At 44.4% G+C, this 24946-nt stretch carries 20 protein-coding genes; 9 read left to right on the top strand and 11 right to left on the bottom strand.

The features are described from left to right. Positions 1-57 precede the first annotated feature (57 nt). Both B3R91_RS04810 and B3R91_RS04815 read right to left on the bottom strand, forming a co-directional pair. The gene (locus B3R91_RS04810; RefSeq protein ID WP_286796687.1) at positions 58-567 is read right to left on the bottom strand and encodes a hypothetical protein; all 510 of its coding nucleotides are present in this window, start codon (positions 565-567) and stop codon (positions 58-60) included. Between the two features lie 151 nt (positions 568-718). Further along, complete coding sequence (locus B3R91_RS04815; protein WP_286796688.1) at positions 719-1660, bottom strand: transaldolase; 942 nt, start codon at positions 1658-1660, stop codon at positions 719-721. Between the two features lie 419 nt (positions 1661-2079). Here B3R91_RS04815 and pheA point away from each other — a divergent pair, with 419 nt between their 5' ends. From pheA to B3R91_RS04845, 6 genes are all read left to right on the top strand, one after another. Continuing rightward, entirely contained in the window at positions 2080-3261 is a 1182-nt protein-coding gene (gene pheA, locus B3R91_RS04820) for a prephenate dehydratase (RefSeq protein ID WP_286796689.1), read from the top strand. Positions 3262-3336: 75 nt separating this feature from the next. After that, positions 3337-4479, top strand: coding sequence for a histidinol-phosphate transaminase (gene hisC, locus B3R91_RS04825; protein WP_286796690.1), 1143 nt, complete (start codon positions 3337-3339; stop codon positions 4477-4479). A 194-nt stretch (positions 4480-4673) separates the two neighbouring features. Further along, positions 4674-6992, top strand: a complete 2319-nt coding sequence (locus B3R91_RS04830; protein WP_068406907.1) for a bifunctional prephenate dehydrogenase/3-phosphoshikimate 1-carboxyvinyltransferase — start codon at positions 4674-4676, stop codon at positions 6990-6992. A gap of 283 nt (positions 6993-7275) precedes the next feature. After that, a complete protein-coding gene (gene rarD, locus B3R91_RS04835; protein WP_068406937.1) occupies positions 7276-8229 on the top strand; it encodes an EamA family transporter RarD in 954 nt (317 codons plus the stop codon). Positions 8230-8270: 41 nt separating this feature from the next. Continuing rightward, entirely contained in the window at positions 8271-8675 is a 405-nt protein-coding gene (gene folB, locus B3R91_RS04840; RefSeq protein WP_102076768.1) for a dihydroneopterin aldolase, read from the top strand. A gap of 4 nt (positions 8676-8679) precedes the next feature. Next, entirely contained in the window at positions 8680-9231 is a 552-nt protein-coding gene (locus B3R91_RS04845) for a 2-amino-4-hydroxy-6-hydroxymethyldihydropteridine diphosphokinase (protein ID WP_068406901.1), read from the top strand. A gap of 142 nt (positions 9232-9373) precedes the next feature. Here B3R91_RS04845 and B3R91_RS04850 read toward each other — a convergent pair whose 3' ends face one another. Then, entirely contained in the window at positions 9374-10108 is a 735-nt protein-coding gene (locus B3R91_RS04850; RefSeq protein ID WP_286796691.1) for a glucose 1-dehydrogenase, read from the bottom strand. A gap of 162 nt (positions 10109-10270) precedes the next feature. On the opposite strand from B3R91_RS04850, the gene B3R91_RS04855 reads away from it, so the two are divergent. After that, the gene (locus B3R91_RS04855) at positions 10271-10813 is read left to right on the top strand and encodes a DUF924 family protein (protein WP_286796692.1); all 543 of its coding nucleotides are present in this window, start codon (positions 10271-10273) and stop codon (positions 10811-10813) included. Between the two features lie 109 nt (positions 10814-10922). Here B3R91_RS04855 and cysE read toward each other — a convergent pair whose 3' ends face one another. The 7 genes from cysE to B3R91_RS04890 form a co-directional block, all read right to left on the bottom strand. After that, positions 10923-11828 carry a serine O-acetyltransferase gene (gene cysE, locus B3R91_RS04860; protein ID WP_286796693.1) on the bottom strand — a complete coding sequence of 302 codons (906 nt, stop codon included), beginning with the start codon at positions 11826-11828 and terminating at the stop codon, positions 10923-10925. Between the two features lie 161 nt (positions 11829-11989). After that, positions 11990-12433 (bottom strand): YtoQ family protein, encoded by a 444-nt coding sequence (locus tag B3R91_RS04865; RefSeq protein ID WP_201618578.1) that lies wholly within the window; start codon positions 12431-12433, stop codon positions 11990-11992. A gap of 183 nt (positions 12434-12616) precedes the next feature. Next, complete coding sequence (locus tag B3R91_RS04870; protein WP_286796694.1) at positions 12617-13522, bottom strand: RNA methyltransferase; 906 nt, start codon at positions 13520-13522, stop codon at positions 12617-12619. Then, positions 13522-13899: an Hpt domain-containing protein gene (locus B3R91_RS04875; protein WP_201618576.1), complete on the bottom strand. Its 378-nt coding sequence runs from the start codon at positions 13897-13899 to the stop codon at positions 13522-13524. The genes B3R91_RS04870 and B3R91_RS04875 overlap by 1 nt, the downstream gene beginning before the upstream one ends. 55 nt (positions 13900-13954) lie before the next feature. Then, positions 13955-17671, bottom strand: a complete 3717-nt coding sequence (gene dnaE, locus B3R91_RS04880; RefSeq protein WP_286796695.1) for a DNA polymerase III subunit alpha — start codon at positions 17669-17671, stop codon at positions 13955-13957. 360 nt (positions 17672-18031) lie between these two features. Further along, positions 18032-19996, bottom strand: coding sequence for a gamma-glutamyltransferase (gene ggt, locus B3R91_RS04885; protein WP_286796696.1), 1965 nt, complete (start codon positions 19994-19996; stop codon positions 18032-18034). A gap of 267 nt (positions 19997-20263) precedes the next feature. Beyond that, the gene (locus tag B3R91_RS04890) at positions 20264-20776 is read right to left on the bottom strand and encodes a Spy/CpxP family protein refolding chaperone (RefSeq protein WP_102076775.1); all 513 of its coding nucleotides are present in this window, start codon (positions 20774-20776) and stop codon (positions 20264-20266) included. Positions 20777-21085: 309 nt separating this feature from the next. On the opposite strand from B3R91_RS04890, the gene B3R91_RS04895 reads away from it, so the two are divergent. Together B3R91_RS04895 and B3R91_RS04900 are read left to right on the top strand one after the other, a co-directional pair. After that, the gene (locus B3R91_RS04895) at positions 21086-21787 is read left to right on the top strand and encodes a response regulator transcription factor (RefSeq protein WP_102076776.1); all 702 of its coding nucleotides are present in this window, start codon (positions 21086-21088) and stop codon (positions 21785-21787) included. A 14-nt stretch (positions 21788-21801) separates the two neighbouring features. Beyond that, entirely contained in the window at positions 21802-23343 is a 1542-nt protein-coding gene (locus tag B3R91_RS04900) for a sensor histidine kinase (RefSeq protein WP_286796697.1), read from the top strand. Positions 23344-23391: 48 nt separating this feature from the next. Here the strand turns inward: B3R91_RS04900 and B3R91_RS04905 are convergent, their stop codons facing one another. Next, positions 23392-24255 carry a universal stress protein gene (locus tag B3R91_RS04905; protein ID WP_102076778.1) on the bottom strand — a complete coding sequence of 288 codons (864 nt, stop codon included), beginning with the start codon at positions 24253-24255 and terminating at the stop codon, positions 23392-23394. Between the last annotated feature and the right edge of the window lie 691 nt (positions 24256-24946).

Genomic DNA, 24946 nt, shown 5'->3' on the forward strand with positions numbered 1-24946 from the left:
CACTTCATGTGTTAATCTAAGATGCTATTTGTTTGTCTTAATTCGTTTTACTTTACGCTATTTAGCTTGCTGATAACTTTTACACGCCTGTTCGACGAGCAAGCGACTGATCGTTTTTGGTTTGGTCAGCTTAAAGTCTTTGGTCGTTAATATCGGCTTATCAGATTGCCAAGATTTTAATACTTTATCGTCAGCTGCATAATTGACGTAAGCACGCCGATAGTAGCTTGCGTCCTTACATGAGATAAGCCATTGCTGGTCGCTATGATGAATGCTGGTTTCTTTCACTGTTTTATTAGCGCCTTTGTCTTTACTCTCTTTTGCTTTCGCCTCATTTTCTTTAGCGTCTTTTGCGCTATCCTTTGGCGCAGGATAGGTTCTACGAATTGAGACAGTAATGTTTTCGACTTCTTTTTCATCAATAATATGAATGTCTGAGCGTTCGATAGAATCCACATCCAAGCTAAAAACAGAGCCAGTTTGGCTTTTTGAGACCTCTAACCAGTTTGCCGCATAGCCACTCATTGCAAGCGTACTACCTGCTAATATCACTGCTAGCTGTTTCATAATCGAGCCTTGCTTGTTGTTATATAAAGTCGCTTATCATAGCCAACTTGATAGAAGCAGGCAAATTACTTTTATGACAAGAGGTTCATACTGAGACAATCTCAGCACTCGTGATTAGCAGGCAAACGCATAAAATATATAAATATCGCAGTTAATCTCGCATCGCCGCGAGCATTTGCGCAAGCTCATCACGCGCACCGATAAAGCCATCGATACCCTTGGGTAATAAGTCTTGGGTGACGATATCTTGCTGATAAGCGGCACTGAACTCGTCATGGGTTAAGCTGACCTTCGCCATGTCGGGCAAATCCATTGACATGCTTGGTGATAGTTGACGTGTTACTTCGACATCCATGGCTGCCAGCTCATCAATCAGATTGGGCGCGATGGTCAATAGATCACAACCAGCCAGTGCTAATATTTGCTCGGTCGAGCGGAAACTGGCTCCCATCACTTGCGTTTTATAGCCATGCTGCTTGTAATATTGATAAATAAGCTTGACCGATTGCACGCCCATATCGTCTGAAGCGGGAACGTTTAGGCGGTTTTGCTGGCGTTTTTGCCAATCTAAAATACGCCCAACAAAAGGGGATATGAGCGTCACGCCAGCATCGGCACAGGCAATCGCTTGATGCTGACCGAATAATAACGTCAGATTACAGTGAATACCCTGGGTTTCAAGATAACGTGCGGCCTCAATCCCTTGCCACGTTGCTGCCATCTTAATCAAGACGCGCTCTGAGTCGATACCTGCTTTTTGATAGGCTTCCATAAAGCTTAAGGCTTTATCAATGGTCGCTTGGGTATCATAAGACAAGCGTGCATCGACTTCGGTTGAAACGCGACCTTCAATCAATGCCAGAATATTACAGCCAATTTGAATGGTCAGCTCATCAATCACCGCATCGATATCACCGCGATGGCGACTCATGGTTTCTGACAGCATGGCTTCATTATCCGGATGAATGAGCGCTTTGGTAATGAGACTGGGATTGGTAGTGGCATCGATGGGTTTTAGACGCGCAATGGCGGCAAGGTCGCCCGTATCAGCGACAATAGTGGTCATGGTGCGAAGCTGTTGTAATGCGCTCATCAGATATCCTATGATTAATTTACGTTTTGATGTTTTTATTTAGCCGTGTTATTTAGATTGGTTATTTCAGTTAGTTGCTTATGAATTTTCATTGATAAAGCGATTTATCATGGCGGTATGGTGAATTTAACGGCTATCTTTAAACTGTATCATATATTTGGACGGTTGTAGCCTGATAGTTTTATAGGGTATAGCGTTTATCGTGCATAACTGTGCTAAGATTTATGGCAAATTGCTTATTTGCGCGTATTTACGAATGGGCACTGTCGATAGTTTTTGCTATAGTAGAGCCGATCCACTGTTTGGCTCGCTAAACATGAGAACTAAGCGAGCATTTATTATTAAAATAAGCAGGTTACCTAGCTAGTAGACAACAGTCATAAACTTTAGCAATAATATTAGAAAAAGGATGGGCGGTAATGAGTGAGCAGTCACCAGAGCAAAATGTAGACAATCTAAACAAAACCCCTGCAAGTGTTGATGGGGCTGCAACTGATAAAGCGTTTTTAAACACATTGCGCCAAAGTATTGATGCAGTTGACTGCGAAATTCAAACGCTCATTAATAACCGTGCCAAATTGGCGCAGCAAGTAGCGACGGTAAAAAAAGACCACGTTGCCAATAGTCCTGATGCCGAAAAAACCAATCCTATTTTTTATCGTCCTGAGCGTGAAGCGCAAGTGTTAAAGGCGGTGATGGAACGTAATACTGGGCCCATCGCCGATGAAAAAATGGCGCGCTTGTTCCGCGAAATCATGTCAGTCTGCCTTGACTTGGAAGCACCGCAGCGTATTGCGTTCTTAGGCCCTGTCGGCACCTTTACCCATGCCGCCGCTTTAAAGCATTTTGGTAAAGCCGCCGATACCGTGCCGCTAAATACTATTACTGACGTCTTCCGAGAAGTTGAAGCAGGCACAGCAATGTATGGCGTGGTACCAGTTGAAAACTCGTCAGAGGGCGTGGTTAACCATACCTTAGATGGCTTCTTATCTTCTAGCTTAAAGATAATCGGTGAAGTTGAGTTGCCTATTCATCAAAACTTCTTGGTTGCTGAACACACCAAAATTGATGGCTTAAGCCGTATCTACTCACATCAGCAGTCATTGGCGCAGTGCCGCCATTGGCTCGATGTTAATTTCCCAAATGTTGAGCGTGTGGCGGTATCGAGCAATGGTGAAGCGGCCCGCCGTCTCAAAAACGAATGGCATTCAGCGGCAATCGCCGGTGATGTGGCAGCGGCAGAGTACGATTTACATAAGCTGTATTCAAACATCGAAGACAATCCTAGCAATACCACGCGTTTCCTAATTATCGGTCACGAGGCGATTGCGCCATCGGGTCAAGATAAAACTTCAATTATGGTTTCAGCGCATGATAAAGCAGGCGCCCTGATCGAAATCTTAAAGCCCTTGTCTTATCATGGCGTGTCGATGACCAGTATCGAGACGCGTCCTGAACGTCCAAATAAATGGGCTTACGTGTTCTTTATCGATATGGATGGCCACATCGAAGACGCAAATGTGAGTGCAGCAATTGCTGATATCCGTCCGTTGGTCAAAGATTTGCGCATTTTAGGTTCTTATCCAAAAGCCGTGCTATAAAGCTGGCTTAATAGAATGGTTTTAACAGTAGGGATTCATCAACAGTAAATGCCTTATCACATCCAAGGATAAATCATGCAGTCATCACAGTCGACAGAGTCAAATTTATCATCGCTAGTGCCGGCCTATGACAGTATTTTAGAGCTAATGCCTTATCAGACGGGCAAGCCGGTTGAAGAGTTGACACGCGAGTACGGTGTCTCAGATGTGGTCAAGCTTGCTAGTAATGAAAATCCACTGGGCTGCTCACCGCATGTCACGCTTGCGATTACCGAGCAACTGGGTCAGCTGGCACGTTATCCTGATGGCAATGGTTATTATCTCAAACAAGCACTTGCTGACTTTAACGATGTTGGTGTCGACCAGATTACTTTAGGTAATGGCTCTGATGATTTGCTTGATATCTTAGCGCGTAGTTTTGCTGGCGTCGATGATGCGATTATTTATAGTCAGTATGCTTTTATCGTTTATCCGATGCTGGCCAAAATGCAAGGCGCAAAAGGCGTGGAAGTGCCAGCCAATCGTTTTGGTCATGATTTAAAAGCGATGAGTCAGGCGGTAGCGGACAATCCTAATAGCAAAATGGTCTTTATCGCCAATCCTAATAACCCAACGGGTACGCAGCTTACGCAGCAAGAGTTACGTGCATTTGTGGCTAGTGTGCCAAGCTCAGTGTTGGTGGTACTAGATGAAGCCTATATCGAATATAGTCCTGAGAGTAATAATAGAGCGCTGCTCGATGAATTTGAGAATGTGGTTATTGTACGTACTTTTTCAAAAGCCTATGGGCTAGCAGGTTTGCGTGTTGGTTATGCGCTAAGCTCAGTCGCTGTCGCCGATTTACTCAATCGCATTCGTCAGCCCTTTAACGTTAGTAGAGTCGCTTTAGCTGCTGCCAATGCTGCGCTTGCAGACCAAGACTTTATTGAAAAAACAAGACTTAATAACCAAGAGCAAATGCGCTGGTTAGAAAAGCAGTTTGATGCCTTGGGGCTAGGGTTTATTAAGTCGCATGCCAACTTTATCATGGTTGAAATAGAAGTTGAGATGGAAGACATGAACGCGGCAGCCATTTATCAAGCATTGCTAGAGCAAGGCGTGATAGTGCGTCCATTAGCAGGTTATGGTTTGCTCAATTGGCTGCGTATTACGGTAGGGGTTGCAGAAGATAATATGCGCCTGATTGATACCTTGCGCTCAATACTGACTGAAGATTAATAAAAAAGTAGTTATCCGTATTTTAATCAAAAAATAAATCAATTTTACGACGCCAATATCAGCATGCTTTATGCCTACTGATGCTGGTTTGTTGAAAGAGAAACGCCGTGAGTCGCCAGCAAAACAACCTTAGCAATCAAAATATAAGTAATCGAAACTTAAGCAATCAACCCATAACCAACCAAAACAATCATATGCAATCGTCTATACATACTCAGCCGCCATTATTTGAGCAAGTCTGTGTTATCGGTCTCGGGCTGATTGGCGCGAGTCTTGCCCAAGCCATCAAAGACCTTGGTTTAAGTGCGCGCTTGGTGGCGGTTGATCGACATGCACCAAGCATCGATGAAGCCATGCAACATGGTTTGCTAGATGCGGGTAGTGCCGTCTTAAGTGAAGTGGTATCGGGCAGCGACTTAATTGTCATCGCCGTGCCAGTGCAAGCGGTAAAGGCTGTGTTTGTCGATATCAAAACCGCGATGGATCATGGACAGCTTGCTGCTGATTGCCTCATTACTGATGTCTGTAGTACCAAGGTTAATATCATTGAGGCGGCAAAAGCGGTCTTTAGCTCGCTACCAACGGGGTTTGTCCCTGCGCATCCGATTGCTGGAGCGGAAAATTCAGGCTATCATGCCAGGCGCGCCACTCTATTTGTCAATCATAGCGTGATTATCTGTGAGCTGCCAACGACCAATGATAACGCTGTTGCTAAGCTTCGTCAGTTATGGGAAGCAGTTGGTGCGACGGTCATGCCGATGGCGGCTGAACGTCATGACGCAATATTGGCACATACCAGTCATCTGCCGCATTTGCTGGCGTTTAATTTGGTTGAACAGCTGGCAAGTCATGATGACAATTTAGATATGTTTCGCTATGCCGCAGGCGGTTTTCGCGACTTTAGCCGTATTGCCGCCAGCGACCCTAAAATGTGGCATGATATATTTTTTGCCAACCAAAGCGCGATTATAAGCGCTCTTGACGAGTATGGCGTTTATCTACAGAATATGCGCCAGCTTATCATTGATAAAGATTCGACCGCCCTCATGGGGCTTTTGGGCCGCGCGCAAGCCGCACGGCGACATTTTGGCCATATGTTAGCCAGCACCCCTTATACGGATACTTCTGCCATGTCAGCTTCTTATAATATTACTCCTAGCAACACCGTCTCTGGCACCATTACTATTCCTGGTGATAAATCTATCTCGCATCGCAGTATCATGCTTGGTAGCCTTGCCACAGGTGTCACCAACGTCACAGGGTTTTTGGAAGGAGAGGATGCGCTGGCTACCTTGCAAGCATTTCGTGATATGGGCGTGAGTATTGAAGGCCCTGATAAAGGTAAATTAACCATTCATGGCGTCGGTATGAACGGTCTAAAACCAAGCAAAACGCCCTTATATATGGGCAACTCAGGCACCAGTATGCGCCTGCTTGCCGGTATATTAGCAGCGCAGTCATTTGATAGTGTATTGACAGGCGATACCAGTCTAAATAAGCGTCCGATGGAACGTGTGGCCGCACCATTACGTGAAATGGGAGCCGTCATTCAAAGTACCGGTCATAATGGTACCGCACCGCTTAGCATTACGGGTCGAGCGAATGTTGGTGAGCCGCTCCAAGGTATGGAATATGATATGCCAGTTGCCTCTGCACAGGTTAAGTCTTGCTTATTATTGGCGGGACTTTGGGCAGAAGGTACCACGACCGTTATTCAACCTGAAGTTAGCCGCGATCATACCGAACGTATGCTCTCAGCCTTTGGTTATCCTGTGATGGTTGATGGCAATCGTGTCAGCGTCAAAGGTGGCGGTACGCTTACAGGCGGCGATATCGCCGTTCCTGCTGATATCTCATCAGCGGCTTTCTTTATGGTAGCCGCAGCTATCAGTCAGGGCAGCGAGCTGACCCTAACGCAAGTGGGTATTAATCCGACGCGTACGGGTATCATTGATATTTTAAAATTGATGAATGCTGATATTAGCCTAAGCAATGAAACCCATGTCGGCGGCGAGCCAGTGGCGGACATTACTATTCGCAGCTCAAGCCTAAAAGGTATCGAGATTCCAGAATATTTAGTACCTTTAGCGATTGATGAGTTTCCCGTATTATTTATCGCTGCTAGCTGTGCCCAAGGTCGTACGGTGTTAACCGGTGCAAAAGAGTTGCGTGTGAAAGAGTCAGATCGTATCGCCGTGATGGCAGACGGTCTACAAACACTAGGCATTGATTGTACGGTGACTGAAGATGGCCTGATTATTGAAGGTAAAGGCATCGAAGGTAAGGGCAGTAACGTTAATGAAGTGAATAACAGCCAGCCTGTCTTTGGCGGCGGACATATTACCTCGCATCATGACCATCGTATTGCCATGAGTTTTGCGGTTGCCAGCTTACGTGCAGCGAAGCAGATTACCATTGAAGGCGTTGAAACCGTCAATACCAGTTTCCCAGGATTTGCTGAGCTTGCCAATCAAATTGGTATGTCTATCAAGGTCGATAATGGCGCGGCTTAATATTGAAGTTGTTAATTACCTGACAAAATATTATTAACTTCTAAAATTTAAAGCTTTATCTTCTGAATCTGTTAAAGTCCAAAAGCTAAATTTTAAACTTGTTATAAAATTTATTTAATAATAGTTGTTGTCGTGAGCAATGTGTTGATACTTAGTTGGTATCAACGCATTGCTTTTTACTTTCTACCCTCTACGTAGTAACCCTGCGCTCTTACTTTTATCATTTGATAATGGTTTAAAAATAGGTAAGGGCGCGCTTTGCTCTAAAAAGTTGTATCGTCTTATGGCCACTCAAAATGTTGTCAAAAAACCCGTTGCTCCTATTCAAACCACCAGACGCGGTATTGCCACCGCGCTAACAGCGTTCTTTATTTGGGGTGCATTTCCGTTATACTTTAAGCAGCTCGCTGCTTATGATGCGACCGAGATTATCGGCCATCGCATTATATGGACCTTTGCCTGCTTGCTTATCGTATTGGTGCTGACCAAGCGCTGGCAATGGATTGATACGCTAAAGCAAAACCCGAGATGGATAGCATTTTCTTTTATATCGGGTTTGATTATTGCCACCAACTGGCTTACTTATGTATGGGCGGTCAACCACGACCGCATTCTTGAGGCCAGTTTGGGTTATTTTATCGGACCATTGGTCGGCGTGGCGCTCTCGATGATTTTGTTTAAAGAGCGTTTGCGCCCCTTGCAATGGGTAGCTATTGGTTTTGCGCTATTGTCCGTGCTGATTCAAGTCGTTATGATTGGTAGCCTGCCATGGATATCGCTGATTTTAGCCTTTAGTTTTAGTACTTACGGCACCATCCAGCGCCAAACACCGCTCACGGCGGTCGATGCCATGTTTGTAGAAACCACCATGTTAGTACCGATCTGTTTATGGTGGTTTTGGCAAGCTGACGTGGTGAGTAGTCAGTTAAGTTTTTGGTTTACCTCAAACATTTGGCTGCTGATGCTGGCAGGTCCGATTACGCTGATACCATTATTGTTGTTTAATAAATCGACTAAGATGGTTGCTTTTAGTATTCTAAGTTTTATGAATTATCTGACCCCGACCTTTATTTTCTTCTTGGCGGTATTCTATTATAACGAGCCTTTTGATTTACATCGTCTGGCGGTATTTGGTTTGATTTGGCTTGGGTTATTATTATTCAGTATTGACCTATGGCGCCATCGTCCGAGTAAAGCGTTAAAAGCTGCGCGCCTGCGCGACGAGGCGTTATCGTAAAATTGTTTTAAAATAAAAGTATAATAAATAAGGATAAGCGCATGTTTCATACCGAATCTGATGTGGTATTTGTCAAAGGCTTAACAGTAGAGGCGGTGATTGGTGTCTATGCCTGGGAGCGCGCTATTACGCAGCCACTCCTGATTGACATAGCGCTTGAGACGGATATTAGTAAAGCGGCTGTGTCAGACGATGTTAATGATGCGCTCAATTACAAAGCGGTCTGCGATGATGTGAGCGCATGGTGCCAAGCCATTCAAGCGCAGCTGCTTGAGCATTTGGCTGGTCAAATCGCTGATAAGCTACTGGCAAAATATAACTGTCATAAAATAACGCTCAGCGTTGCCAAGCCAACTGCTATTCAACAAGCGGATGCGGTTGGGGTGCAGATCACCCGTTATGCCAAAGGCTCAATAGCCGAATCCAATGTAAACCAAGATAGTTAATCTGATGACACATAGAGCATTGGCTGATTTGAATCTTGAAGACTTAAAACAGTGCGCGCCTGAACAGCTGCAAACGCATTCTGTATCGGCAGTGCTGCTCGCCCTCGGTAGTAATTATCAAGCTGAGAAATACTTACCACGCGCTCGAGAACAGCTTGCGGCTTTAGGTGAAATACAGCTATCAACGGCATTTCAAAATCCTGATTTTACCGCGACACCTGAGCTACCAAAACCTGACTATACCAATCAGTGTGTTTATTTAACCCTTACATCTGCCATGACCCTGCAGCAGTTGCAGCAGACTTTTAAAAAAATTGAGAGTGATTGCGGTAGACAGCGTTGCTCTGAATCAATAAAAAACCCTATAAAAAAAGTCGCTATGGATATTGATATTTTACTAATAAAATTAGACGATAGAGAAAATAGCCTAAGCAATTATTTGGCGCCTAAAAAAATAGTCAAAAATTCAGAGCAATGGATAATCATGGCAGATCGTTATCCATTTAAGGCCCATGAAAGGGCAGGGGTTGAAGAGTTGATTTTGAGTGGGCTTTAAAGAAGTTAAATGCAGTGGCTGAGCTGTTATTAAGAATAAGTCAAAGCTATTAAATCCTTAGTATTTTCCTTCAAGTATCTCAAAATGAAAGCCGGGTACTACCCAGCTTTTATCTAATTCATATGGTTTAGCGCAAAAATCCTTACTGCGCCGTCAAACCACCATCAATAATAAATTCTGAACCTGTTGAGTAGCTCGATTCATCTGATGCTAAAAATAGCACCATACCGCTGACTTCTTCGGGCTGAGCCACACGTCTCATCGGAATGGTTTTGGCAAAAGCTTCAACTGCATCTTTGGTATCGCCTTGCATAATCATCGGGGTAGCGATGACGCCTGGGTGAATGGAGTTCACACGTATGCCATAAGGGGCGCACTCTAATGCCGCCGCTTTAGTCATACCGCGTACCGCAAATTTAGAATCGGTATAACCGATAGCGCCGCCAACCAAACCGTTAATCGATGATATATTGATGATAGAGCCTTGCTTAGCGGCTTTCATCGTTGGAATAACCGCTTTCATGCCTAAAAAGACCGATACTTGGTTAATCTCTAGAATCTTGCGGTAGTCTGCTACTGAGGTATCTAAGATAGATTTGTGCGTCGTGATACCTGCATTATTGACTAAGACATTGATTTGACCAAATTTTTCTTGGGTTGCTTTAACGACTTGTGCCCAATCATCTTCATTGGTGACATCATGCTTGATAAAGAGGGCGTTATCACCAAGCTCTTTTGCCAATGCATCGCCTTTTTCACTATTGATGTCGGTCAATACCACTTTAGCACCTTCTTCCAGACATAAACGCGCATGAGTTTCGCCCATCCCTTGAGCCGCGCCTGTGATAATGATAACTTTGTCTTGTAAACGAGCCATGAGATTTCCTATTTTTATTTATGGATAATGAAAAGTATAAGTCATCATGGCTGAATATTCATTAGTGGTTATAAAACCATAAGCGAATATTCAATATTTTTAGACAATAATTTTAAATTTAGCCTGTAAATCATACCTTTAAATAGTGAGTTTGAGAAAACGATGTATAAAGTGATATTAGATTTTTGTTTTAAAGAGGTCGGTAGCCAACAGTTTTTTGAGAAAGACGTAGATTTTGATAAGTTATTAATCGAGCGATACAGTGAATTGCTCGAGCAAGCAGCGGCGTCAGAGTTATATGAATGGCGATGTAGTATTGAGGGTAGGTTGGCTGAGATAATCATTTTAGACCAGTTTTCGCGCAACATTTATCGTGATACGCCAGCGGCCTTTGCTCAAGATAGTATGGCATTGGCGCTCGCTCAAGAAGCGGTTACTGCTGGCGCATTAGAAATACTTGAAACTGTAGAGGCGCGTAAGTTTGTACTTATGCCGTATATGCACAGTGAGTCAAAACTGATTCATCAAGGAGCAGTCACTCTGTTTGAGCAATATACTAATGCCGATACCGTAGAGGCTGAGATGAAACATAAAGTCATTATCGATCGATTTGGTCGTTATCCTCATCGTAATGACATTTTAGGACGGGTTTCGACTGGCGAAGAAATAGAGTTTTTGACGCAGCCTGACTCGTCATTCTTATAAATATTATCTGTTTAATAGCTAATAGATAAAACGCTATTTATCAATTGGTTAACATAAAAAAAGAGGCTGTTTGGCCTCTTTTTATTTAGTATCTAAGATAGCTAGCAGCTTACTTCTGCTCAGCGCCGGCTGCATCCATATCAGACCGCCCAATCACATCTAAATCCTCTAAGCACAGCTTATCGTATTCCTTTTTGCAAAAATTAGGATCGATTTGGCACATCGCGCTTTGCAATTGATCTAGGCGGTTTTCTGATTGCTGGATGTGCTCAAGCATTTTTGCAAAGGCTTCTGCGACAGGGTCTTGAGAGAAAGGGTCAATACCGTAGGCTTGAAAGGTTGTGGTTCGTTTGGTACTCGATACTGTGTCTTTTACTTTGTCAGTACTGCCAGCTTGCGCGACTTTTTCTTGCTGTTTGGCATCTTGGACTTTGGTCGCAATGGGGTTGCCTTTTTCATCGTGATTTTCTGAGATCATACGTGCCGCGCTACCGACCATGGTAGCGCCCGCTGGCACAGGTTTGACAACAACCGCATTTGAGCCGATTTTAGCGTTTTTACCGACGGTAAAGGGTCCTAATACTTTGGCACCCGCACCAACTGTCACGCCATCTTCTAGCGTTGGATGGCGTTTGCCATTATTCCACGAAACGCCGCCAAGGGTAACGCCATGATATAGAGTGACATCATTACCAATCTCTGCCGTTTCGCCAATCACAACCCCGACACCGTGGTCAATAAAGAAGCGCTTACCAATTTTGGCAGCAGGATGAATCTCGATACCAGTAACGATGCGTGAGCCATAGGAGATCACGCGCGCCGCCAGTTTGTGTTCATGATTCCAAAGATAATGGGCGCCACGATGTAAGACAAGCGCATGGATGCCAGGATAGGTCAGGATGACTTCCAGACTATTCCGTGCCGCTGGGTCACGGTTGAATACCGCATCGATGTCTTCTTTTAGGTCTTTTTTGATGCTGGTAAGCGATTTGAACAATTTGGCTGGCAATGACATAAGGCGTCCTATCGTATTTTTGATAACAATCTTTTTAGTTATAGCAGTTTAACAGTACAAAATATAGGGATGAGTGATAAATTAAAACAGAGTATGCATAGATAAAACGCCAAGCTGTGGCGATTTGTCTACAAACAATCCTATGTGACTAGATATGCTAATTAATTATCACTCGTCACATATTTTAATAGCTCGACAACCTGTTCAGGCGTTTGCGCCCATGCCATGGCTGCCGCATCAACTTCTTTTAGCGGATGAATAATATCTTCAGCATGCAAGGTAATATAAGGCTTGCCCAAAGCGGCGCAGTAGCCGGCATCAAATGCGGCGTTCCATTGTTTGTATTTATCGCCAAAGCGAATGATAGCGATATCACATTTTTGCATCATATTTTTGGTACGAATTGCATTCACCTTTGATGACTGATGGTCACGCCAGAATCCATTGTCATTTTCACCCAACACATCACCAGCCGCGTCGCTGGCTTCATGGTCAGTAACAGCTGAGGTAAAGGTAATAGCAAGACCATGCTCTTTCGCGCCTTGCATAATTTTTTGTCGCCAGTCGCTGTGTATTTCTCCAGATAAATAAACCGTCCAATTCACTGTTCACTCCTTTTTATTATTAAATTCACTATTAAATCATAGCACTTACAAAACAGCAGCACTTACAAAACAGCAGTACTTACAAAACAGTAGAACTTGCAAAACAGTAGAACTTGCAAAACAGTAAGCCTACTGTTGGCAACGCCAAAAGATCAACGCCCTAAACATTGCGCATTAGAAGCTTTAATCTTTTGCAAGCTTAGCAATTAAAGCGCTTAATAGCTGATATTCTTTTTGATCAAGCTGTAAGCGTGAGCCCAGTCGTGATAGGCGCGACGGTAAAGACTTTAGGTTTTCACTATCGGCCAGTCCACGCTGAACCATCAATTCAGTCGTGCGCTGAGTCAGCTGCTGTAATTGCTGTTGGCTAATAGCGGGTTCATCCCATTGTTGCCGTAGATGAACATCTAATGTTGGCTGAACCGCTGCATTTTTATCATTATCTAGACGGTTGGTAGTCGCTTGATTATGGGTCTGCGCATAAGCAAAGATAAAGCTGGCAATCACTTGCACGGCTGAAGCTACGTTAAGCACAGGATAAGCAGGATTGGCATCAATTTGAATATGATAATCAGCGTAAGCCAGCTCTTCATTGGTCAATCCGCGGTCTTCACGCCCAAATAAGATAGCAATATTTGGCTTATTTGTAGATTGAGCATTTTCACTCAATTTAGTGTTTTGATTATTATCAGCTACATCGAGAGCGGTTTGCTTATCGATAAAGTCAAACATGATTTTGGCAGCTTGCGTCGGCGTCACCACAGGGCGCGGTAAATGACGGCTACGACTGCTGGCCGCAAATACGAGCTGGCAATCCGCTATCGCCGATTCTAACGTCGGCGCTATAGTCGCTGATGATAGCAAGTCACTGCCACCGGCGGCATGAGAGACACTGGTTTCATCAATGGGCAGCTTAGGGTCAATGACAGTCAAACGCGATAAACCCATAGTGTGCATGGCGCGTGCTGCTGAGCCTATATTGGCAGGCAACGTGGTATTGACCATGACGATTTGCACACAAGACAAATAGTCGCTTACCGTATGATTGACGGTTGCGGCTGCTAAGGTTGAGGAAGAATCGTGATTCATTACAACCCCAGTCTTTGGTTTATTTCTTGCTCAACACGTTGCAACGCTACTGCAACCGCTTCAATAAGTTCCGCTTTGTCGCTGATAAGACGCTCGCGGCAAGCCTCTTGTAACTGCCCACTAAGATGCATCAATTGGGTTGCACCCAAATTGGCACTGGCGCCTTTTAGCGCATGAGCAATTTCATAGCCATTGGCGTTGTCATCTTTTTGCTGCGCGCTTCTTAAGTCGGCAATGCGCTGCTGACTGTCGGTAAAATACACTTGTATCAAGTCAACAAAGTCTTCTTCCAACAAGTCACGCATGTCATCAAACTGCTCGTCATTGATAATCTCGTTAAGTTGAGCATTCATATTATTATTTGGGTTTTCAGTCATGATCATGTGTCCAATAAAGTAAAAGTTACAGCAATTAAGTTAACTAACAATCAGGTTAACTATAATGAAAATGCAAATTGTCTTCGCTAACCATGCTCTTTAATTGCTGTAAGTTATCATCGTTAGGGTAGACGCGCCAATGCTCAGATAGTCCTACATTGGCAATGCCGTATTCTTCATAAATGCTCAACCCAAGCGGTAGGCAGTTATCATTAATAGAGGCATCGGTGTTGCTAAGGGCATTATTAGCATAGCCGCCGTTTTGCAGCGCATCTTGCTGCATGTCATTTTCTAACGCTAATAAATCATTGCCGTTTTCATCGTATAAGCTGCCACCCATCGCTGGGTCATAAGCGCTGTTACCACTGCCACCATTATTACCTTGCTCGTCCTGCTCATCGTTATAAGACAAGCGCGGCACTGGTATGATGTCTGCTTGAGCGGATTTTAGCAAAGGCTGCATACGCGTGAGCAGATTAATATCACTGCCATGGACTTTAATGCTAATTTTTTTCATCCAACGCAGGCGCGCGTCAACCATACTCATGGCATTATCAAGGCGGGCAAAAATGCGCCCGTCACGCTCACGGATACTGCCTTTAATGATGACCACTTCATCAATTTTTAACTGCTCTTTTACACGGTTAAAGCGCTCGGCATAACAGCTGACCTCTAAGCGTGACGTGCCATCGTCTAAGGTAATGACGTTACGCGTACCAAAATTGGCAATATCAATAATCAAACCGGCAAAGTAGCAGCTGCCGTTATAGCCGGTATCTGTCAGCTTATCGAGACGGGCGCCTGAGGTATAACGTTTGAGCTCCTCACGGTATTCATCGATAGGATGTCCGGTTAAATAGAGACCTAACGTATTTTTTTCCGCTTTTAGGCGGTGCTTATCACCCCAAATCAGCTCCGGCGTCATAACGAGTGGCGGCGCAGCAACGACACCGTCCATTTCACCAAATAAGTCCATCATACCAAGCTCATTGTTTTGGCGGTCTTGTTCCGCAGCTTGTACGGCGCTTGGCAGTTGACTCATCAGCGCCCCGCGAATCTCGTATGCTTCGTCGCTTGGCAAGTCTGGTCGTAAAGTCGCGGCAAAATCATCAAAACAGCCCGCACTGACTAAGGCTTCCAATGTACGTTTATTGACTTTTTTAATATCAACGCGGCGGCAAAAGTCGTATAAATCTTTAAACGGTCCTTCACGTCGGCGCGCCTCAACGATAGACTCAACCGCACCTTCACCAACGCCCTTAATCGCACCCAAGCCATAAATAATATTGGTCGGCGTATCGGCGACAAAATGCCACTCACTACGGTTTACCGATGGATTAACGACGGTCAAACCGAAGTTTTCACGGCAATCATTGATAAAGAACACCACGTTATCGGTGTTGTTCATATCGGACGTTAGGACGGCTGCCATAAATTCGGCAGGGTAGTATTGTTTTAAATAAGCCGTCTGATAAGCAAGCACACCATAAGCAGCAGAATGCGAGCGGTTAAAACCGTAACCGGCGAACTTTTCCATCAAGTCAAAGACGCCGCCTGACGTCGCTTCATCAATACCTTGCGCCGTAGCACCTGTGACAAAAATATCGCGCTGTTTGGCCATTTCTTCAGGTTTCTTTTTACCCATGGCGCGGCGTAGCATATCAGCGCCGCCCAAGCTATAGCCGGCCATAACCTGCGAGATTTGCATCACCTGTTCTTGATAGACAATAACGCCGTTGGTATTTTCTAAAATCGGCTCAAGGTTAGGATGGTCATAAATGACTTCCTCGCGACCATGTTTACGGTCGATATACATCTCTACCATGCCTGCATCGAGCGGACCCGGACGATATAGCGCGCACATGGCGATGACGTCTTCGATATTGGTCGGTTGTAATTTTGCCAGATACTTTTTCATACCCATACTTTCTAGCTGAAAGACGGCAGTGGTCTTAGCATCTTGCAAGAGCTTATAGGCTTTTTTATCATCTAGTGGCAAATCTTCTAATACTAGCGGGTCTTTGCCTTCTCTGGCGCGGCGTAGGTTGATGTTTTCAACAGCAGCGTTAATGACCGTTAAGTTACGTAGTCCCAAAAAGTCAAACTTCACCAGCCCAACGGCTTCAACGTCATCTTTATCAAACTGGCTGACACGGTGGCCATCGTCATCACAATAGATGGCGCTAAAATCGGTGATTTTATGCGGGGCGATTAGTACGCCACCGGCATGTTTACCGACGTTTCGGCAGACACCTTCCAGCTTAATCGCCATCTCCCAAATCTCAATGGCATCTTCATAATCCATATTATCAGGATTGGAGATTAAGTCTTTAAGCTGCGGCTCTTGCTCAAGCGCCTGACTGAGCGTGATACCAGGTGTTTTTGGGATAAGCTTGGATAGTTTACTGGCAAGGAAGTACGATTTACTTTGTACACGCGCCACATCTCGTACCACCGCTTTTGCTGCCATGGTACCAAAGGTAATAATTTGCGAGACTGCTTCACGGCCATAAGTTTGCGCCACATAATCAATCACGCGGTCACGACCTTCGATACAAAAGTCAATATCGAAATCGGGCATAGAGACACGTTCGGGGTTTAAGAAGCGCTCAAAGAGTAAGTCGTAGTGAATCGGGTCAAGGTCGGTAATATTAAGCGCATAAGCGACCAGCGAGCCGGCACCAGAACCACGACCGGGTCCAACCGGTACGCCATTGGCCTTTGCCCAGCGGATAAAGTCCATGACGATTAAGAAGTAACCGGGGAAGCCCATCGATAAGATAACTTCAAGCTCATACTCTAAGCGCTCATCGTACTTTTGGCGAAACTCCTGCCAATTATCCGAGCGTTCGGCAACAGGAAATAGCCTGTCAAGCCGCCTATCGAGGCCGCGTTTTGATTCGGCGCGGAAAAACGATTCAATCGTTTCGCCTTCGGGTACGGGAAATTCAGGTAGGACATTAATGCCAAGGGTTAAAGTCACATTACAGCGCGTGGCTAAACGTAAGGTATTATCAATGACCTGCGGAATATCGGCAAACAGCGCCTTCATTTCCTGCTGGGTTTTTAAATACTGCTCATCTGAATACAGCCGTGGACGATTGGGGTCGGCAAGGACATACGAGCCTGCGATACAAACGCGCGCTTCGTGAGCGTCAAAATCATCTTGCTCTAAAAAGCGCACATCGTTGTGAGCAATAATAGGAATACGATGCTTGGCACCGGCATGAATAGCCGCTTTTATAAAAGCGTCTTCGCCCGAGCGATTGGTACGCTTGATAGCGAAATATAAGCGATCATCAAACTGTGCTTGCCATTCTGTCAGCAGCTCGTCAGCTTTTTCTGGCATAGAACTAACGAGCGCTTGGCCGACATCGGATTTTTCGGTAAATAAAACGATGACACCAGCGGCGTGCTCTAAAACATGGCGACGCTCAACGACTGGCACCCCATGATTGGCAGCATCGGCGCGTCCCTCGGTAAAGCCAAGAGAGACGATACGGGTGATATTTTGATAGCCCTCATTGTCCATCGCCAGTAGCACCAAGCGCGTGTCCTCATTATCCATAATGATTTCACTGCCGATAATCGGCTTGATACCAGCGCCCAAACAGGCACGATAAAACTTCACCGTCGCATAAAGGTTGGATAAATCGGTCAATGCCAGCGCGCTCTGATTGTCCGCCGCCGCGGCTTTAATTAGCGGCTTGATACGCACGATAGAATCGGTAATGGAATATTCGCTGTGGATACCAAGGTGTACAAATGCCATAGAAGACTCTTACTGGTGCAATCAAAAGGGAATAAGCTGTATGATAATAAATTTTTTATTATCAATGCCTTATGGTTTTTTAAGAAGTGATAGGACGCGAAAATTGATATTTTGAGCTTTTAAAGCTGGTCGTCAATAATAGCATTATTTGGCGCAGACAGCCACCGATTCAAACGTATAAGAGAGAGGGCGAGGGTAGAAAAAGCAAGTTTAATCAGGATTAAACAGTTTTAGTGAGTTTAGCCAAAAATGCCCTCTATAGGGTTAAGCATAAAGAATAGAGGACAAGATAAAGGCTAGAGAACGGCGTTATTTGCTATCGTTTTTAAAAGATTAACTTTTAAAACAAACTATCAAACTTTAATAACCCACTACCGCGGCATCGACTATACGTGGGTCAGAAGAACCATAAACGCCATTTGGGGTAATCATAATCGACTGGGTTGAACCCATGGCTGACTGCGGGCTAACTTTATGTCCCATTGATTCTAGCTTTTTAATCGTATCAACATTTAAGGCTTTTTCGATACGAATCTCATCGGGCAGCCATTGGTCATGGATACGCGGTGCGTGGGTCGCTTCGGCAATATTCATATCATGGTCAATGACGTTGGAGATGACTTGCGTGACGGTAGTAATAATGCGGCTACCACCAGGGCTGCCGGTAACGATATAAGGTTTGCTGTCTTTAAATACCAGCGTCGGGCTCATCGAAGACAACGGGCGCTTATTGGCCTCGACCGCATTAGCGTCGCCGCCGATTAAACCATAACCATTGGGCACGCCGGGTTTCGCAGAAAAATCATCCATCTCATTATTTAACAAAATCCCTGTCCCTTCAGCGACAAGCCCTGTGCCATAAGAAAAATTCAGCGTATAAGTATTGGCTACAGCATTGCCGTCTTTATCAACGATAGAAAAATGCGTGGTTTGATCGCTCTCGTATGGTAAGGGATTATTCGCTTTAATCGTTGCTGCGGGTGTGGCTTTATTAGGATTAATTAAGCTACGTAGTTTATCGGCATAAGCTTGTGAGGTTAAACCGCTGGCAGGCACGTCAATAAAGTCAGTATCTCCTAAATATTCTGCGCGATCGGCGTAAGCTAATTGCATCGCCTCGCTCATTAAATGAATGGTTTGTGCGCTGTTTTGACCGTAGTCTTTTAATGGATAGCCTTCTAAGATATTTAAAATCTGCACGATATGGATACCACCAGAGGACGGCGGCGGCATGGATACAATCTCATAACCACGATAATCGCCTTTAACGGGCACGCGAGCAATCGCCCTGTAATTGGCTAAGTCTTGCAAGCTCATATTGCCGCCTGCTTCATTGACGGCTTTGACCAATTTACGCGCGGTTTCGCCTTTATAAAAACCATCAGACCCTTTTGCGGCAATCAGTTTAAGGGACTTTGCCAGCTCAGGTTGACGTAGTAGCTCACCCGGCTGATAGGCGCTGCCATCTGGTTTAAAAAATATCTTTTTGGTACTTGGCCATTTTTGTAAACGGTCACTCAACGCTTCTAATGATTCGGACAAGCCAGCGGTGACTTCAATACCGTTTTCTGCCAGTGCAATCGCTGGTGCCATAACTTGCCCACGGCTCATGGTGCCATGATCTTCCAAGGCTTTTAGTAAGCCTGCTACGGTGCCCGGCACGCCAACCGCCAAGCCATGATAACGGGATAAATCACTAACGGCATTGCCATCGCTATCAAGATACATATCACGTGAGGCGCTACTGGGCGCTTTTTCGCGATAATCGAGCGCCACCGTTTTGCCTTGCTTGGCATCATAGACCATCATAAAACCGCCACCCCCGATATTGCCCGCACGCGGTAAGGTCACGGCTAAGGCAAAGCCAACGGCGACAGCGGCATCAACAGCATTACCGCCATCTTTTAAAATCTTTAAGCCGATATCAGAGGCGAGGGCTTCTTGAGTGGCGACCATGCCGTTTTTTGCCCAAACAGGGTGATGAATGGCGTCAGCTGAGTAGATAGCTTGATCGGTTTTGGCTGTCTTGCCACTAACGACGGCTGTGCCTGTGGCGGTAGTGGGCGCTAGGGCAGAGGATTTCGATTTTGTAACGCGCTGAGTTTCAGACAATACAGTCGGATTATCAGCCATAATCGCTAAATTAATCGCACTGGTGTTAATCGAGGTTGGATTGACGGTATTTTTTGCGGTCGTAGGTTTGGTTTCTGCGGCGTGAGCAGAGACCGTTAGCAATAGCGTGCTAGTGATAATCAGCGCAGCAGATTTTAGTTTTTTATGGGTGAGCGTTTGGGTGCTATGAGAATGAGAAAACAGAGTTGACATCGCAAAGTCCTTTTTACGAGGGTGAGAAAAATTCAGCTAAAAAGAGAGGTGAATAAATAAGCTTAAATAGTAACGAATATTGCCAGTAGTAGAAAGGGCTTTACTATTTTTGTTTTCAGATAAAGAAGCCCGTTATAAGGTAGTTAAGCTTTGGAAGTTTGAGAGATAAAAAAAGAGCCAAAAAAAAGCGCACCGGCTAACCGATGCGCTTTTTTAAATGTTCTTACTTTATCTAACTAATGCTTTTTTAATTCCATGGCTTATATCTTACTGCGCTTGGTTATGCATCTGACGGTTTTTTGAACCATGATGACCTTTTGCTTTTCTTTCTGATTTTAATTGCGCCATTTTTTGACGCTGTTCAGGCGTTAGTACTTGCGAGATAGCATGCTCAGTTTGCACGCGTTCAATAACGCGCTGCTTGGTCTTTGCCGCTTGTTGATCGGCTAGGCGGTTAACTGCTGCGGCATCTAAAGTTTTGGCATTGGTCAACGCTTGCATTTGTTGTTGCATTTGCGCGCGTTCTGCTTGATATTTGCTACGATCTTTTTTGTTGCCACTATATTTTTCTTGCATAATAGCTTTGATTTGTGCCTGCTGCGTCGCTGTCAAATCCAACTGCGACATAGGGCCTCTCATGCCAACTTTATGCTGCTTTTGCATGTTGGTCGTTTTTGGCGTTACTGACGTCGTATCGGTGGTGGCGTTGACACTGGTACAGCCCGTAACCGTTAAGACGCTAGATATCGCGAGTACTGAGCCTATCAATAATTTTTTCATTATCATTACCTTAATAGTTACCTTAAATTATGGAGCAAACGTTAATTATTACGAAAAGAGGTTTTTTATCTGATAATTAATGATTAGCAAGTGTCCCGGATAGCCACTATGAATCATTAATTGCCATCAGTATTTGTTGCTGATAGCCGCTATCATACGACAGCTAGAAGTTGCGAACATTTATGAAATATTAAGAAAGGTAACGTTTGTGGCGCATTGATGGATGCTTGCCTGATAATATCAACCATACTATGGCATGCTTAGAATCATTTGACTGAACAGCAATAAAGTAGAAAGGAGAGGAGGAGGATGGCAAATATTTTATTGGGTGATGATGATGAAGAGTTGACCCAACTGCTGCAAGAGTATTTGCATAATCATGGCATCCAAAGTGACTGTGTGCATGATGGCGAGGCGGTCATCGAACGCTTAAAATCAGCCATGCATGATAGTGCGCCTTATGATTTATTGGTACTCGATATTATGATGCCAAAGATAGATGGGCTCAGTGTCCTGCGTCAGCTGCCAGCGATTAGCGATATTCCAGTGATTATGTTGACGGCAAAAGGTGAGGAGATTGATCGTATTATTGGGCTGGAGCTTGGTGCCGATGATTATATTACCAAACCGTGTAACCCGCGTGAGCTGCTGGCACGTATTAACGCAGTGATTAAACGTAGCCGTATTACCGCATCGGGTGCTGCCGCCTCAGAGCACTTGCCACTGCCAGAGAGCCGGTTGCATTTGGACCAAAATCAACGACTTTGCCAAATAGATGGCGTCGAGTTACAAGTCACAGGAACAGAGTTTGACTTGTTGGTGGCGTTACTTAAACAAAAAGGCGAGGTGGTCAGCAAAGCGTGGCTGTCACAACATGTCTTACAGCGTGAGTTGCAGCCGTTTGATCGCAGCCTTGATGTGCATGTGTCGCGCCTGCGTAAAAAACTGCAACCTTTTCATGACGAGCCTATCAAGGCAATTCGTGGTAAAGGTTATCAGCTGGTGCTGTAATGACGGACGCATCGATGCTTACCTCGACATTCAAGCCAAGAATCACGCTATTTTGGCGACTATTTCTCAGTCTGTTATTGACGGTACTCATCACCTCTATCATCTCTGTTATGGTAGAACGTTGGCTCAATGGTAAAGAGCTCAGCGCTCGGATGGACGTGCAAATTGACAGTCTTTTACTCAAGCGCCAAGAAGTGGTTGCGGCGCTACAGGCTGGTGATTTATTAGCAGTCAGGCAACTTTACCGGCAAGACCGCCGGCTGATGAGTCAAATCAGGATTTATGATGAGCAGGGCGCTATTATTTTTCCGCGCTATCGCTATAGAGAAGAGCGTCAAACAAACGGTCAGGAAGTGGCGCGTGACTTGCCATCGCATCCCATTTCTGGCAATCGTAGAGCGCATCATGATAAAAATGATAGCGCCTACGAAAAGCCCTCTTTTATTAATGCAATCCTGCATCCAGCGATGCCGAATAGAGAAGTAATTTTTGACCCTAATAATCGCCCAGAACTGGCAGATATCACCGTAGATTTGCCAGACGGGCAAACGGCCATTATACAATTGCGCCCGCACCTGCGTTTTGCTGATGTCTTGGCGCTGCAACGCGGTAATTTTACCGTGCGTTTGCTTCTCATTATTCTGTTTAGCGTGTTGGTCTGCTTTTGGCTCAGTCGTACGCTGACGCAGCGCATTGGTCGAGTTCAAGATACCGTGCACCGTATGATCGACGGCGATTATCAAGCCAATCCGCAGTTATCAACATTGGGCTCTGACGAGCTAGGTTTATTGGCAAAAGATGTGGCTTTATTATCGACTCGATTGGCTGAGAGTGAGCTTGCGCGCAAGCAGATGCTCAGTGATATCTCGCATGAGCTGCGCTCGCCACTGGCGCGCCTTGATGTGGCTACTGAACTGACGCGTGACTTTGCACCCGATGCTAGCCGTTACCTTGACCGTATCGATAAAGAGTCGACACGCATGAATGAGCTGATTGAGCAAATCATTCATATTCAATCTCTGCAAATGCAGCAATATACCATCGATAATTTAGAGAGTGATGCTGTAGACGTGGTTGAACTCATCACCGAGATTGGCAAAGACGTTTGTTTTGAGTTTCAGCATAAAGATGTGCGCTGGCAATGGACGCCGCCAGATGCTTTATCATCGTCATCTGATGCGTCTTTGACTGTGCTTGGTAATCAAGAACAGTTGCATAGTGCCTTTGAAAATATCATTCGTAACGCTTTTATGCACACTCCTGCAGATTCGACCGTTACTGCTGAAGTCACAAAAGTAAGGCTCGATAATAAAAGAGATGCCATTCAAATTAGCATAACAGACGAGGGCGGCGGGGTAGCAGAAAAAGACTTAGAGCGTATTTTTCAGCCCTTTGTACGCCTTGATAGTGCTCGCCACAGGGAAACAGGTGGCTATGGGTTGGGGTTGGCCATCGTCCATGCGGTCGTTGTCGCTCATAAAGGCCAAATTAATGTTTGTAACCGCAAAGATGGTATTCAAGGCTTGGTGGTACAGATAGTGCTGCCTATTCAATAAAAGTAAACAATATTTATTATGCCTTTAAATTCATAGAATTAGGAAGAATTAGCGTACCAGAATAACAGGCGATAAGGTGCTGGCAATGATTTCTGTCGTGGTACTGCCCAAAAATAAATGCTGAAGCTTAGAGCGTCCATAAGCGCCAATGACGATGATATCGATGTTGTTTTCAAATTGAAAGCTGAGTAAACCCTCAACCGCATCAAGTTCTAAGAGCTGATGGGTATCGACGCTAAAACCCGCTGCCTGTAAGTGTGCAGCCGCGTTATCAAGGCTTTTTTTAGAGGCTTCGTTATGATGACCGACCATAACGATATGACCTTGTAAGCCTTTTAACAGGTTGCTCTTTGCAAGCACGTGTATGGCATTTATCGCCGTTTTACTGCCATCAAATGCCACCATATATGACTGCGGCTCTTTAAATTTCTCTGAACAAATCAACACCGGTATGTTCGAGGCGCGGGCGACCGTTTCGATTTGACTGCCGATATTGATACGACTGTTTTTATGGTCCTCACCGCGCCGTCCCATGACTATGGCGCGATTTTTTTCCTGAAAATGCTCAATCGCTGGCAGCAGTTTACCGCGGCGTTGATAAATGCAAACCTTCATATTTTGAAAGCCATTTTGAATATGACTTTTTGCATCTTGTACCAAGGCATTGCTGTAGTTGTTGACCACCTGCGCCCTTTGCTCATCGAGTTCCGATAACTCATCGAGCAAAAACTGGCGACTATTAATGCCAATAGCACCTGATAAATCGCGTCTGACCGAAGCTGCTACGTCGCTCACGTGCAATAAAGCTACTGAGATATCCAGTTTGCTTGCGTACCACGCGGCATAATCACAGACTGAGCCAGTCACCGCTGAACCATCAATACAAGCCAAAACGTGCTCTTCCGTTATCATAATCTGTCCTTAGTTTTGCATTTATCTTTTGATAAGCCGACCTTTTCATCACATTAAAAATGATCTAGTAGGGGTCATCATCTTACCTCAAATATAGTCATGGCAAGATTAAAGCGCTAGGTTTTAAATGCCTTTTTATAAATATAATTTTCTTTAATTATAGAACAATATTTCACTAAAAAATATTGGTTCTACTAGAATTATAATTAAATATCAGGTTTTATGGCTGATATAAAATAATCTTCTATTTAAAAACACGGTCACTTTTTAGAGAGTGTTAAATAAGCACACAAATTACAAACCAACTCTTAATCCCTGAAGATTTATAGTTAATAGTTATACGATTATTAAAGTAAGAAAAATAATATTTATGTTTATTATTATCATTTTATTTAAAATAAGCGCTATCTTTTAGATGTTTGCATTTGCTAACTCATTAAAAGTCAAAGATATAATTCTCTTTAACACCAAGCGCTTATCTAGGTTTCTCATAAATTTGGCAGTTAAGCACCCTCTATCCTTATTAGACTTCCATCAAGACTAAAATTAATCTTAGAGTATTTTTAAAATTTAGTTAATAGTATTTTTAATTACTGTATAGTTATTTAAGATTTTTTAACTTTATATAGCTAAAAAGCTTCAAGTTATTGCTTTAAAAATAATCAAAAAACGGTGGTGTTCTAAAAAGTAT

This window comes from Psychrobacter sp. UBA6291 (assembly GCF_002439405.1).
Lineage (GTDB): Bacteria > Pseudomonadota > Gammaproteobacteria > Pseudomonadales > Moraxellaceae > Psychrobacter > Psychrobacter faecalis.